Origin of the sequence: Streptomyces sp. NPDC094448, from assembly GCF_044763775.1 — a bacterium.
Classification (GTDB): Bacteria; Actinomycetota; Actinomycetes; order Streptomycetales; family Streptomycetaceae; genus Streptomyces.
Genome location: NZ_JBIWGU010000012.1, coordinates 242333 through 255474, shown reverse-complemented (window position 1 = coordinate 255474; position 13142 = coordinate 242333). Strand labels below are relative to the sequence as shown.

10 protein-coding genes are annotated in these 13142 nt (G+C 71.1%); 4 read left to right on the top strand and 6 right to left on the bottom strand.

The genetic code is table 11. The annotated features are described in order from the left end of the window. Positions 1–87 precede the first annotated feature (87 nt). The 5 genes from ACIQ9E_RS24100 to ACIQ9E_RS24080 form a co-directional block, all read right to left on the bottom strand. Positions 88–624, bottom strand: coding sequence for an FcoT family thioesterase (locus ACIQ9E_RS24100; protein WP_403710205.1), 537 nt, complete (start codon positions 622–624; stop codon positions 88–90). A 1-nt stretch (position 625) separates the two neighbouring features. Beyond that, positions 626–1510 carry a TauD/TfdA dioxygenase family protein gene (locus ACIQ9E_RS24095; protein WP_403710203.1) on the bottom strand — a complete coding sequence of 295 codons (885 nt, stop codon included), beginning with the start codon at positions 1508–1510 and terminating at the stop codon, positions 626–628. Between the two features lie 50 nt (positions 1511–1560). Continuing rightward, on the bottom strand, positions 1561–1800 hold the full coding sequence (locus ACIQ9E_RS24090; protein ID WP_403710201.1) for an acyl carrier protein: 240 nt from the start codon (positions 1798–1800) through the stop codon (positions 1561–1563). Further along, positions 1797–2858: a beta-ketoacyl-ACP synthase III gene (locus ACIQ9E_RS24085; RefSeq protein ID WP_403710258.1), complete on the bottom strand. Its 1062-nt coding sequence runs from the start codon at positions 2856–2858 to the stop codon at positions 1797–1799. Before ACIQ9E_RS24085 ends, ACIQ9E_RS24090 begins: the two co-directional genes overlap by 4 nt. A gap of 102 nt (positions 2859–2960) precedes the next feature. After that, complete coding sequence (locus tag ACIQ9E_RS24080; protein ID WP_403710256.1) at positions 2961–4355, bottom strand: MFS transporter; 1395 nt, start codon at positions 4353–4355, stop codon at positions 2961–2963. 784 nt (positions 4356–5139) lie between these two features. Here ACIQ9E_RS24080 and ACIQ9E_RS24075 point away from each other — a divergent pair. Both ACIQ9E_RS24075 and ACIQ9E_RS24070 read left to right on the top strand, forming a co-directional pair. Continuing rightward, positions 5140–7494 carry a heavy metal translocating P-type ATPase gene (locus tag ACIQ9E_RS24075; RefSeq protein ID WP_403710199.1) on the top strand — a complete coding sequence of 785 codons (2355 nt, stop codon included), beginning with the start codon at positions 5140–5142 and terminating at the stop codon, positions 7492–7494. Then, on the top strand, positions 7491–8018 hold the full coding sequence (locus tag ACIQ9E_RS24070) for a copper chaperone PCu(A)C (protein WP_403710197.1): 528 nt from the start codon (positions 7491–7493) through the stop codon (positions 8016–8018). The genes ACIQ9E_RS24075 and ACIQ9E_RS24070 overlap by 4 nt, the downstream gene beginning before the upstream one ends. 53 nt (positions 8019–8071) lie before the next feature. Here ACIQ9E_RS24070 and ACIQ9E_RS24065 read toward each other — a convergent pair whose 3' ends face one another. Next, positions 8072–8824 carry an aspartyl/asparaginyl beta-hydroxylase domain-containing protein gene (locus ACIQ9E_RS24065; RefSeq protein WP_403710195.1) on the bottom strand — a complete coding sequence of 251 codons (753 nt, stop codon included), beginning with the start codon at positions 8822–8824 and terminating at the stop codon, positions 8072–8074. 609 nt (positions 8825–9433) lie between these two features. Here ACIQ9E_RS24065 and ACIQ9E_RS24060 point away from each other — a divergent pair. Then, positions 9434–11518 carry a BTAD domain-containing putative transcriptional regulator gene (locus ACIQ9E_RS24060; protein WP_403710193.1) on the top strand — a complete coding sequence of 695 codons (2085 nt, stop codon included), beginning with the start codon at positions 9434–9436 and terminating at the stop codon, positions 11516–11518. A gap of 71 nt (positions 11519–11589) precedes the next feature. Next, positions 11590–13095 (top strand): RICIN domain-containing protein, encoded by a 1506-nt coding sequence (locus tag ACIQ9E_RS24055; RefSeq protein ID WP_403710191.1) that lies wholly within the window; start codon positions 11590–11592, stop codon positions 13093–13095. Positions 13096–13142 lie beyond the last annotated feature (47 nt).

The following is a 13142-nucleotide window of genomic DNA, read 5'->3' as shown; positions in this document are numbered from 1 at the left end:
CGGGGTGAGGTCGTCCTGCTGCCGGGGCGGGTCCGGAGAGTGACGCCGTCCGCCCGCGGGCGGACGGCGGGGCTTACCGGACGGGGCCTACGGAGCGTTGACGAATGCGAGCTTCACCGCGCCGTCGCAGCGCCCGCCGGCGTCGTCCCAGTACCGGTATGCGGTTTCGGCGAGGAGCAGCGGCTCGCCGCCCGGCGAGCGCCGCTCCACGGACAGGAACTCGATCTCGCCGAAGAACGAACGCGCGTTGATGGGGCGGCGGAAGCTGCCGCTGAAGCGGGCGATGAGGATATCCGGCAGCTGATGGCGCCAGTAGTCGTCCATCGACCAGCCGGCGAACTCCTCCAGGAGTCCTTCCTGCACCGCCTTGGCGACGGTGTAGTACATCATCTGGTTGTAGCTGATGTTGACTTCGACGGCGTTGAGATGGCCGGTGTCGTCGATGTAGCAGGACTCCGGGATGGCCAGTTCGCAGCGCGCCGACACCAGGCTGGACCGGGTGCTCACCGCAGCGGATTTCAGGTATTTGCAGTGCGGCTTGTACGGCCGCAGCACCAGGGGCAGCAGTTCTTCGTCGTTACCGTAGTCCTGCGCCGGAGGTTTGTGCCGGACGGGCGCCGGCATCTCAGACGGCCTCGTCGTACAGCTTGCGTGCGTCGTGCACGGTCAGCCGGAAGGAGACGACGGGCTCCGGGGTGGTGGTGTGCCGGGCGCGGTGGATCAGACTGCGGTTGTCCCAGACCAGGAGGTCGCCCTTCTCGAAGGTCTGGAGGTGGATGTTGGCATGCTCGAAGTCGTCGTCGAGCTGGCCGGTCGCCTCGAAGAGCCGGTCGAGGAGGTCGGTCTCCAGCGGCCTGCCGTGCTCGTCCTGCATACCGACGGTGAAGCCCTCGCTGTTGTAGAGAATCGTTTCGCCGGTCATGGGGTGGACGAAGGTGCTGGGCTTCAGCACCGGCGGGGTCTTGGTGTCGACCTCCTCGATGATCTCCGAGAGGGGCCGGTAGACGTCCGTCGGACGGATCTTGAAGTACTTGCGCACCGAGTGCTGGGAGTAGGTGCCCGCGACCTCCTTCTTGAGGTCGTCGGAGAGCTGTTCGTACGCCTTGCCCATGTCGATGAAGTACGTTCCCCGGTTCTTCTCCGGGATGACCTGCGGGTAGATGAACGTCAGACCGAAGGGGTCGGGCATGAACTGGTAGTCGGCGTGCCAGAACTTCCCGGTCTTGGGGACGCCGATCTGCTTGCCGTCCTTGGGTACGTTCGAGGAGACGAATATCTCCTCGACCTCGGGGTGCTTGTACATCGGCTCGTAGTAGGTCTCGGGACGGCCGAACGCCTGGCCGAGCTTGAGGAACTGCTGGGGCTCCAGGTGCTGGTTCTTCAGGACGACGATCTTCTTGGTGTAGACGGCCGTCTTGATGGCCTCGATGTCCGCCGCGGAGGCGGTGGCGTAGTCGAACCCTTCGACCGTGGCGCCGATTTCCTTGCCGGTGACTTCCTTGATCTGCATGATCCCTGCTCTCGGTAGAGGTGGTGGCAGCGGTGCCGGGGCAGTGGCGCTCAGGCGGCGAGTTTCGCGTCGATGAGCTTGGTGGTCGCGTCGAGCGTGAGGTCGGCCTCCAGCTCGTTGTCGTCGATGTGGACGTCGAGTTCGCGCTCGATGCGCATGCTGATCTCGACCATCGTCAGAGAGTCGACGTCGAGCTGGGCGAAGGTGACGTCCGGGCTGATCCGGTCCTCCGGAGCGTCGTGCAGCTTCGTCACGATGTCGACCAGTCGGTCGTAGGTGGTGGCGCTCATGGCTTCTGCGTTCCTCCTGTGTCGTACGGATGATCGGTTCCGGCGAGACCGGGCCACGTCAGGAGGCAGGACCCCCAGGTGAGACCGCCGCCGAACGCGGTGAGCAGCACGTGTTCGCCCGCGTGGATGGTGTTCCGGGCCACCGCGTCCGCCAGGGCGAGCGGAATGGACGCGGCGCCGGTGTTGCCCACGGATTCGACATTGGTCACCAGTCGTTCCGGGGGTAGTCCGAGGTCCTCGGCCACCGAGCGGAGGATCCGCAGGTTGGCCTGGTGGGGGACGATGCGGTCGATGTCCTCGACCTTGCGGTCGCCCAGGGTCAGGGTGGCGCGGGCGGAGGCCGTCATCCGGGTGACCGCGTGCCGGAAGACCTCCTTGCCGCGCATCGCGAAGTAGTGGTCCTGAGCGGCGGCGAGACGGGAGGCCGAACGCTGCCGCGAACCACCGGCAGGCACCATGATCAGTTCCTCGCCGGTGCCGTCGCTGCCGAGGTCGAAGTGGCCGACGGCGCCGGGCTCACCGGCGTGACCGGCGCGCAGGACGACGGCTCCGGCTCCGTCCCCGAAGATGATCGCGTTGGTCCGGTCGTCCGGGTCGACGATCGTGGAGTAGGTGTCCGCGCCGATCAGCAGGACGCGTTCGGCCACCCCTGCCGCGATCAGACCCGCGGCGGAGGCCAGTCCGTAGACGAATCCGGTGCAGACGGCGCTGATGTCGAAGGCCGCAGCTCCCACCAGCCCGAGCCGGTCGGCCACGAGCGGGGCGGTCGCGGGGCAGGAGCGGTCCGGGGTGGTCGTGGCGACGACGACCGCGTCCACGTCCGTCGCACCCGCGGACCGCAGGGCCCGCCGGCCCGCCTCCACGGCGAGGTCCGAGGTGGCCTGGCCGGGTTCGGCGAAGTGGCGTCGGCCGATTCCGGTGCGGGTCCTGATCCAGTTGTCGCTGGTGTCGAGCCGCTGGGACAGCTCTTCGTTGGTCACGACACGCGGCGGAAGCCAGCCTGCGAGCCCGCAGAGGACGGCGGCCCGGCCATGGGGCGGGGCAGGGGGTGCGGGCAGGCTGAATGGTCGGTCAAGGGTGCTGGACACAAGGGCTCCTAGGTCTCCGGGCATGGTGGCGGCAGGTCCGGAACAGGGAAGAAAAGAGGGGGACCGGCCTGCTCAGACGTTCGCTTGCCGGCGCACGGCGAGCAGGGCCACGGCGCCCAGACAGATACCGGCGGTGATGACGTAGACGGCGTCCCGGATCCCGTTCAGGAGATCGGCGGACGTCAGGTCCGGGCTGCCGGTGCCGGCGACGGCCACCAGGACGGCGAGGCCGACGGCGCCGCCCACCTGAAGTGTGGTGGAGGCCAGTCCCGAGGCAATGCCCTGGTCCTCGGCGGGGATACCGGTCGATGCGACGATCCACATCCCGGTCCAGGTGGCACCCTGCCCGAGGCTCATCAGCACGATCCCCGGCAGCAGCCGGAGATACGAGCCGTCGGCGTGGAATGCGAGGCCGAGGAGGAGCGCGCCGACGGCGCCGGTCGCCATGGCTCCCAGCAGCATGGACCGCACGCCGAGCCGGGCCACGGCTCTTTCGCCGGCCTTCGTCCCGGCGGCGACGACGACGGCGGGCACCAGGAAGGCGGCGCCCGTGGCCATGGCGCTGTAGCCGTGCACCGTCTGGAAGTAGAGGGTCAGGAAGAACGGCAGCGAGCTGAATGTGGCGCTGAACAGCGCGGTGAGCGCCATGGCGCCCAGCAGACCGCGGTGGCGGAACAGATGCCCCGGCGTCAGCGGGGCCCGGGTCCGGGCCTCGACGAGGACGAACAGGGACAGCGAGATCACCGAGAGGGCCGTGCAGACGAGGACGCTGCGGCTGCCCCAGCCGGCCTCCGGCGCATGGATCAGGACGAAGACGAGGAGCGTGATGCCCGCCGTGGCGGTCAGGGCGCCCGGGAGGTCGAAGTTCCGCTGCCGGGGCAGGGGGCCGTCCGCGGGGAAGAGCAACGCTCCGGCCACGGCTATGGCACCTGCCAGCGGGACGTTGACGAGGAACACCGCGGGCCAGCCGAAGGCGTCGACGAGCACCCCGCCCAGCAGGGAGCCGAAGCAGAGCCCGCCGGCCCCGGCGGCCCCCCACGCGGCCAGCGCCCGGTTACGGACGGGGCCCTCCTCGTAGAGGGTGTTGACGAGGGAGAGAGCGGCGGGGAAGAGCAGTGAACCGCCGATGCCCTGCACCGCGCGCACCGCGATCAGCACGCCTGCCGACTCGGACAGGCCGCCCACCAGCGAGGAGACCGCGTACAGCAGTGCGGCGACGATGAAGATCCGGCGCCGGCCGAGCAGATCGGTGGCCCGCCCGCCGAGGAGCAGGAATCCGCCGGTCGTCACGACATAGGCGCTGACCACCCACTGGAGGTCCTGCCCCGAGAAGCCGAGCGCGCTGCCGATGCCGGGCAGGGCGACGTACACGATGCTGAAGTCGAGGGAGATGACCAGCTGCGCGGCGGCCAGGACCACGAGGGGCCAGCCGAGACGCTGACGGGACGGAGCGGACGGCGAATTCATTGCAGGCATTGCGGAACGATTCCCCCTAAGAATCCGCCCCCTGGAACAGGACGGTGATCACTCCGGGATCTTGGCTCACCGGCCGCACGGGCCACAAGCGTTCGGCTTCCACTTTCGGACTGGCTTGCGAGTTGGTTGTGAAGATCCTTCGCTTCTTCGTAGGAGGTTGTGGCGTCCGGGAGGGTTGTTCGTGCAGGTGGAAACGGAAAATAGCAGGTGGATGGGGGTGCGGGGCGGTCGAAGTGCGTGCCGGAGGCATATGCGGACAGTTCGGAGATGGTTTCCCTGATCAACAAGTCGGGCGGCGGTGCCTGCTAGTTCCAGCCTTTCCTGGCGAATCCGAGCGCGCCCCGGATGGCTGGTTTCGGCATCCTTCCCCACCCACTGTCTCGGCCTTCGATATCGTTGAAAACGATATGGAGTGCAGCAATTGAAAACAGCGGATGAACTCTTATCCAGAGAGAGTCGGACGGCGAGGGTCGCTGGTTCCCGGCGGTGGGAACGTTTTTTGTCACACGCCCGGGTCGGGCTATCGGCCGCGTACCCCCCTACCGTATGTGTGCATGGAGAAGTCGAAGCGCGGTCTTTTCGTTCCGCCGGCCTTACTGGGGTTCATGGTCCTGCTCGTGGTATTGACGGGGGTGTCGTACGCCGCGGGGCGTATGGCGGGCCCGGTGGCCCCGGGAATGCACCGTACGGATCCGGCGTCCGAGGACTCGCAGAAGCCGGGGATGCCGGGGATGCACGGTCTCGGTCCGGCCGGCGCCGAAGTGCGGGTGGGCCGATGACCACCGCCGATCACCTCGGTACGGCCGACGAGACCGGTGCGACCACCGATCTGCTGGTCGGCGGCATGACGTGCGCCGCATGCGTGAACCGGGTCGAGAAGAAGCTGGGCCGCGTGGCAGGTGTGACGGCGACCGTCAACCTGGCCACCGGGTGGGCCCGTGTCTCCCACCCCGAGTCGGTGTCGCCCGAGCAGTTGATCTCCGTTGTGGAGAGCGCCGGTTACACCGCCGAACTCCCGGCGCCCCTGGAGGAACAGGGCGCGGACGGGGACGGCGAGCAGCGGACGGCCGGTGCGGGCGCCGGCGAGCGGGGCCGGTTGCTGATCACGGCGTTGCTGTCGGTGCCGGTGCTCCTGCTCTCCATGGTCCCTTCCCTCCAGTTCACCTACTGGCAGTGGCTGTGCTTCGCCCTGACCGCCCCGGTGGTGGCGTGGAGCGCGTGGCCGTTCCACGAACGGGCCGTGAAGGGGCTGCGGTACGCCACGGCGACCATGGACACACTGGTCTCCCTCGGCGTACTGGCCGCCTTCGCCTGGTCCACGTACGCCCTGTTCTTCGGAGGCGCGGGCGAGCCGGGCATGAGCATGCCTTTCAGCCTGATCCCCGAGGCGGGAGACGCGGGTGCGCACCTGTATCTGGAAGCCGCGGTGAGCGTGCCGCTGTTCGTCCTGGCCGGCCGCTGTCTGGAGGAACGCGCCAAGCAGGGCACCGGATCGGCGCTGCGGGCGCTCGCCGAACTCGGCGCCAAGGACGTCGAGGTCAAGGACGGGGACCAGGGCCGTCGGATCCCGGTCTCCGAACTCCGCGTCGGACAGGAGTTCCTGGTACGGCCGGGGGAGAAGGTCGCCACGGACGGCGTGGTCACCGACGGCAGTTCCGCTCTGGACCTGTCCCTGGTGACCGGCGAGAGCGTACCGGTGGAAGTCGGGCCGGGATCGGCCGTGGTGGGCAGCGCCGTCAACGCCGGCGGGCTGCTCGTGGTCCGCGCCACGGCGGTCGGCGCCGACACCCAGCTCGCCCGGATCACCAAGCTGGTGAGCGACGCACAGGCGGGCAAGGCCCGTATCCAGCGGCTGGCCGACGCCGTCGCGGGGGTCTTCGTACCCGCGATCGTGACCGTCGCCTGCACGGTCCTCGGGTTCTGGCTCGGTGCGGGCGCCCATGCGTCGGCGGCCGTGACGGCGGCGGTCGCCGTCCTCGTCGTGGCATGCCCCTGCGCCCTCGGTCTGGCCACCCCCACCGCCTTCATGGCCGCCACCGGCCGGGGTGCCCAGCTCGGCGTCCTGCTCCGGGGACCGGAAGCCCTGGAACGGCTGCGGCATATCGACACCGTGGTCTTCGACAAGACCGGCACCCTGACCACCGGACGGATGACCCTCGCCGCGACAACGGCGGTCGCCGGGGAGGACGCGGGCGAGATCCTCCGGCTGGCCGGGGCGGTCGAGTACGGCTCCGAGCACCCGATCGGCCGGGCGGTCGCCGCTGCTGCCCGCCAGGCGGCGGACGGCAGTCCGATGCCGGCGGTGACCGGCTTCCGGGCCGTTCCCGGAGTCGGTGTCCAGGGCCGGGTCGGCGGCGTCGGCATCGTCGTGGGCCGCCCGCGACCCGACAGCACGCTCCCGGACGTCCTCCGGCAGGCCCTGGACGAGGCCCGTACCGCCGCCCGGACCGCCGTGGTGGTCGAGAAGGACGGCCGCCCGGTCGCCGTCCTCGCGGTCGGCGACACCCTGCGGCCCTCCAGCTACGCCGCCGTACGACACCTGCGCAAGCTCGGTATCGAGCCCATTCTGGTGACCGGCGACGGCCCCGCCGCTGCCCGGGCGGTGGCCGAGCAGGTCGGCATCGACGAGGTCCACGCCGAGATCACCCCGGAGGGCAAGACCGCCATCGTCGCCCGGCTGCGGGACGAGGGCCGCCGGGTGGCGGTCATCGGCGACGGGGTCAACGACGCCGCGGCCCTGGCCTCCGCCGATCTGGGCATCGCCATGGGCGGCGGCACCGACGCCGCGATCGGCGCCGCCGACATCACCCTCGTACGGGAGGACATGCAGGCGGTGGTGGCGGCCGTACAGCTCACCCGGCGGACCCTGAGCACCATCCGCGCCAACCTCGTCTGGGCCTTCGGATACAACGTCGTCACCGTTCCCCTGGCGGCCACCGGCTGGCTCAACCCGATGTTCGCCGCCGTGGCGATGTCCGCCAGCTCGGTCATCGTGGTCGCCAACAGCCTGCGGCTGCGGACCTATGCGCCCCCCGGAGGCGGCTACCGCGCCGCCGGCGGGAAGGGCGGCCCGGCACCGGCCCCCGCCGCGGACAGCGGCACCGTTCCCTCCCTGAAGGAGATCCGATGAGCAGCGCCCCGTCCACCGGCCCCGGCGAAGACACCTCGCCGCCCTGGCGCCGTGCGGCCGGCGGCGCGCTGAGCGCCGCCTACGTACCCGTGGTCACCTGCGTGACGGCCCTGATGCTGCTGACCGCCTACACCAAAACGGGTGCGGCCGGTGAACCACCGGCGCGGATCAGCGTCAGCAACGCCCGTATCTTCGTGCCCCCCAACCCGGAGAGCACCGCGGCCTTCTTCGACATCACCAACACCGGGCCCACCGGCGACGTGCTGACGTCGGTGTCCTCCCCGGAACTCCGGTCCACCATGCTGGGCCAGCGGGTCACGGAGGACGGAGCGGGACGCATGGAGCCGCTCGACGCGCTCACGATCCCGGCCCGGAGCCGGGTGACCATGACTCCGTACGACGTGGACGTGATGGTGATGGACCCGCCGAAGCTGAAGGCTGGGGACCGGGTCCGGTTCGAACTGTGGTTCCGCAGCTCCGGCCGGGTGGTCGTCGACGCGGTGACCGTACCGCTGGGGGTATGAGGAGGGGCGGACACCACCGGGGGCGGGGGCGTCGCCGCGGCGCCCTCCGGCCCCTATCCCTCGCCCATCAGCTTCCGGATCTCGGTGATGGCCACCACGAGCGCCTTGCGTTCGGGAACGGTGGTCTCCGGGTGCCACAGGTCGACGAGCAGGCAGGTACGCGGACGCGTACCCCGGTTCCACGCCTCGTGCTCGAAGGAGTAGTCGAAGAGCAGGGTCCTGCCCTCCTCCCACGACCGCGTCTCGCCCGCGACGGTGATACCGCACTCCTCGGGGATGTCGACCGCCAGGTGCAGGTTGATGCTGAAGTTCCACAGATCGGAGTGGGGGGCGATCGCCGCGCCGGGCAGCAGGGTCGAGAAGTGGCACTCCAGCAGCGGGCAGAGGGTTCCGGTGTCGACCGCCTCTTCCTTCAGGATCCGGAAGGCGGTCGGCACCGTATCGGCCGACTCGTTCACCAGGCCGCCGTTGCGGAAGAGATAGAGAGCCTGCCAGTCCGACTGGCGCGAGAGGTAGTGCTCGTAATCGGAGAAGGCCTGCCGCCGGGCTTCCCAGGCGGTCTCCAACTCCTTTTTGATCGCGGTGTGGTCCGCTTCGAGGGCGTGTACCACGGGCGCCAACTCGGGATGGCCGTAAGGATCGTGCCAGGGCTGCTGGGAAATCCCCGGCAGGATCCACTTCGCCCCCTTCTGCAGCGGATGGCGATCACCTTTTCCCGCCGCCAGCATCTGCTCGACCCGGACGATGGAATCCGGTCCGTGCTCACTCCTGATGGCGGCGAAGGCGTCGTCTATCTCGGGGGTCATTACCTCTCCAGAATTCGGGCACAGCGGTGCGTGCATACCGTAGGAAGGCTACCCAGGGCCCACCCTTCCCGCCCCCGGGAAAAGGGGCGCGGCGAAGGGCCGCCATGATCCGGTGCGCCGGTCGTGCTTCCCGTACCTCCGAATTCTGTTCCCCGCCGGGAACCAAACGGCCGGACGAGCCGACTTGTCCGAGGTGGCATCACCGGCTCCGCGGCCGGAAGCCGGCGGCGGGGGAGTTCCCGTTCGGGCGCACCCCCGGCCGGTCCGTGTCACAGTTCTGTACCCACCCGGGGAGAGCCTGGTCCCGAGCGGGGTCACTACCCGACAGTAAGGGGGTGGGGCGGGGTGGAACCGGCGGCCGTCCGGACGGGGCGGGAACGACCGTTCCGCGGGACGGTCCACGGCGTCCCCGATACCGCCGCACCAGCAACGATTCCGTTCCGAGCCCGTAACCCGGATGACGTAGGCTGCCGGGGCGCGACGGTGGGAACAGGGGTTCCGGCAGGGAACTCCCGTACTCCCGTTGCTCCTTGACCGCCTGCCCGTCTGCTCGTCTGCCCGCCGTACGCTCCGCTCCGTACGGCGCCATCTGGAGGTGGCCGGATCTTCATGGACACCCAGGACGGTTCCCCGCTGCGGTACGGCCTGCTCGGCCCCGTCGAGGTCGTGCGCGGTGCCACCGTGCTGGACCTGGGTCCGCGGCAGCGCCGGGTGCTGCTGACCCGGCTGCTCATCCAGGACGGCCATCCGGTCTCCCTCGGCGAGATCTGCCGCGACCTGTGGGAGGGCGACCAGCCCACGGCCGCAGCGTCGTCGGTACGCGCCCATATCAGCCGCCTGCGGTCGGCACTCGACCCGGGCCACCGGGGCCGCTCCGGAGTACTGGTCAGCAGCCGGGCCGGATACGCCCTGCGGATCCCCCGCGAGGCGCGGGACACCGCCGTCTTCGAGGAGGCGGTACTCGCGGCCCGTACCGCACTGCACGAGGGCCGTCTGGACCCGGCCCGGCAGCGGATCGACCGGGCTCTCGGACTCTGGCGCGGCCCGGCCCTCGGCGAGGCCGCCGATCACGCCTTCGCCCTGCGGGAGCGAACCCGGCTCGACGCCGCACGCCAGGACGCCCGCGAACTCCAGGTCACCGTACTCATCAAACAGGCCGACCCGGACCGGGCCGTGCCCGCCGCCCTGCGGCTCACCACCGACGCCCCGCTGCGCGAGACGTCCTGGGCCCTGCTGATGCGTGCGCTGTACACGGCGGGGCGGCCCGTGGAATCACTGCGCCAGTACGAGCGGTTCCGCTCCCTCCTGGCACGCGAACTGGGCCTGGACCCCAGCCCCGGACTGCGCGAACTGCACCTGGCCGTGCTGCGTCACGACACCGGCGTCCTGGGCCCCGTGCTGGGGACCCCCGGCCCGCACCGGCTCACCGGTACCCCGTTGTCCCGGACTCCCCCCGCCGGACCGGCCCCCGCGGGACTGCCACTCGTCGGGCGGGCCGAGGAGACCGCACGGCTCGAAGAACTGCTCCGGAAGGCGGCCGCGGGCGCCACCCGGTGGGCGGTGGTCTCCGGCGAGGCGGGCACCGGCAAGACCCGGCTGCTGGACGAACTGGCCGCGCGAGCCGCCGAGTCCGGGATCGCCGTGGTCCGCGTACACGGCGACCGGTCGGGTGCCGGGGGGCCGGATGCCGCGCCGTCCTGCCCCGTACTCCGGCTGCTGGACGCGCTGGAGCGGCGGAAGCCGGGACCCGGCTGTCCCGGTGGTTCCGGTGGTTCCGGTGGTTCCGGTGGTTTTGGTGGTTTCGGTGGTTTCGGTGAGAAGGATGAGAAGGACGAGAGGGGCGAGAAGGGAACGGCGGGTCCGGATCCGGTGGAGGCACTCGTCCGCGAACTGCACCGCGCGCCCGTACTGTGCCTGCTCGACGATCTGGACGGGACCACACCGGAGTCCTGTGCCCGGCTGCGCCGGCTCGCCGCTCTGCTGCGGAACACCCCGGCCGCCGTGGTCTGCGCGCTCCGCGACACCGGGACACCGGAGATCAGCGGACTGCTCGCCGATCTCGCCAGACTCGGCACCGCCTGGCTGCATCTGGAGCCGCTGGCCGCCGGGGACGTGGCCCGGCTGCTGACGGAGCGCGGGGAGGATCCGGGCGAGGCGGGGGCGCTGCACCGTCGCGCGGCGGGCAATCCGTTCGTCCTCGCGGAGTTGCTGGCGCTCGCGCCGGGCCTGCGGACCGGGCCGGGTGCCAGGGTGCCTGCCGCGGTCGGCTCCATCGTCCACGACCGGCTGGCCGGCCTGTCCACGGAGGCCCGTTCGGTCCTCGCCCACACCGCGGCCGACGGCGGGCGGCTGGACCTCGGACTGCTCGCGGACCTTCCCGGCCTGGCCGCCGACCGGCTTCCGGTGCTCGTTGATAACGCTGTCACCGCGGGGCTGCTGCTCTGGTATCCGGACCACGGCGACCCGCTCGCCGGGCACTACCGGCTCCCGGAACTGGTCCACGACGTACTGCTCGGCACCCTCACGGTGTCCGGGCGGCAACTGCTGCACGCGACACTGGCCCGGGCCCTCACCGGCCGCGAAGGCACCGACCCGGCCCGGCTCGCCGGACATCTCCGGGCGGCGGGCCCCCTGGCACCCGTACCGGCCCCCCTGTCCGGGCCGCGGCGGGACCCCGGCCGGAACCGGCCATGACCCCGGCACCAACCGATCCCTCGTACCCGCATCGCCCCGGAGCAGCGACTCCGGGACCAGAGGAGAAGCAGATGTCCGACCAGAACAAGGCATCGGGCGAACCCGCCGGCCGGCCGGCCGGATCCGCTGCGGCCCCCGATGCCGAAGCCGTCGCGGCCGGGCTGATGGGCGAGGGGAAGCCCTCCGCCGCACCTGCCCCGGGAACGGCGGAGGAGGAGTCCGCACCCGTCACCCCGGAGGCCGGTACCGGAGAAACGGCCCGCTCGGCCGAACCCGAGGGGGCCACGCGGGCCGGCGGGACTGCCGGGGCTACGGGGAGTACGGCGTCCCGCAGCGCCGGTCCCGGCGCCGAGGAGGCCGCCGCCGAGGAGAACCGGGCCACCGAGCCCACCGCGTCCGGTGCAGCCACCACGGCCACCGCGGCCACCACCACCGGGACCATGGCGACTTCCGGGACCACCGGGGCCGCCGGAACCACTGCGACGGCGGACAACTCCCGGGCCGGGAGCGCCGAGGGCAGCGGACGGGCCGGGGCCGCGAGCGGGACGGGCGGCGAAGCCCGGTCGGCGGCCGCCGCCGCCCCGGCACCGGACGCCCGCCGTGGTGTCGCCGCGGCTGCCGGGTCCGGCGGGGACACGGCGGGACCCGGGGCCGCCGCGCCCGGACGCCCCGGCAAACCGGTCCTGGCCGGTGCCGCCATGGTGGGCGTCGTTCTGGTCGCCGTCCCGCTGCTGGTGATGGCGCTCTCCAAGGACGAGGAGAAGAAGACCGTCACCACCGGAGCGGCCGAGAACGTCCTCATGGACGAGGACGATCCCGCCGGCGCCTTCGTCGCCGAGTCGCCCGCCCACTCGCCGCGGAAGCCGAAGCCCGCGCCGAGCGCCGAGCCGGAGACGAAGAATCAGGGCGCCGGGCCGGAGAAGGCCGCCCCGGCCGCCCCGCCGGACCCCGCGCCCGGCGCGAAGACGGCGGACCCCGGCAGCACCGGGGGCAAAGGCGGCACGGGCGGCACGGGCGGCACCGGAGGCACGGGAAGCGCGAAGACCACGGACCGGGCGGGGACCGCCCCGCAGAAACAGAAGAAGACATCCGGAAGTCTGCCCTCCGTCATGACCCGGGTCCTCATCAAGAACAACACCAACGGCACCTGCGTCGATATCCCCGGCTACTCCAGCGGCCGCCCCGATACCGAAGTGCACCACTTCACCTGCAACAACACCAACAACGACAACCAGTTGTGGACCGTGGAGCAGCGTTACGCCACGGCGGGACCCGGCGGGGTGCCGCTCTTCCAGATCCGCAACGTCATGGACGGCATGTGCCTTGACCTCCCCGGCAACGGGGGCGTCGGCGGGGCCACCGGGGTCACGGAGTACCCCTGCAACGGCACCACCGGGGACAACCAGCTCTGGTGGCTGGACAAGCGGGCCGACGGCAAATTCTGGATCCGCAACGCCGCCAGCAACAACCAGTGCCTGGACTCCTACAGCAACAGCGAGAAGGAGCGCCAGCTCATCATCTGGCCCTGCGCGCCCGAGAACCAGAACAACCACGAGTGGACCTTCACCCGCTCCTGAGCGGACGCCGTCCGGCCCGGGGACCGCGGCGGCCCCGGGCCGGATCG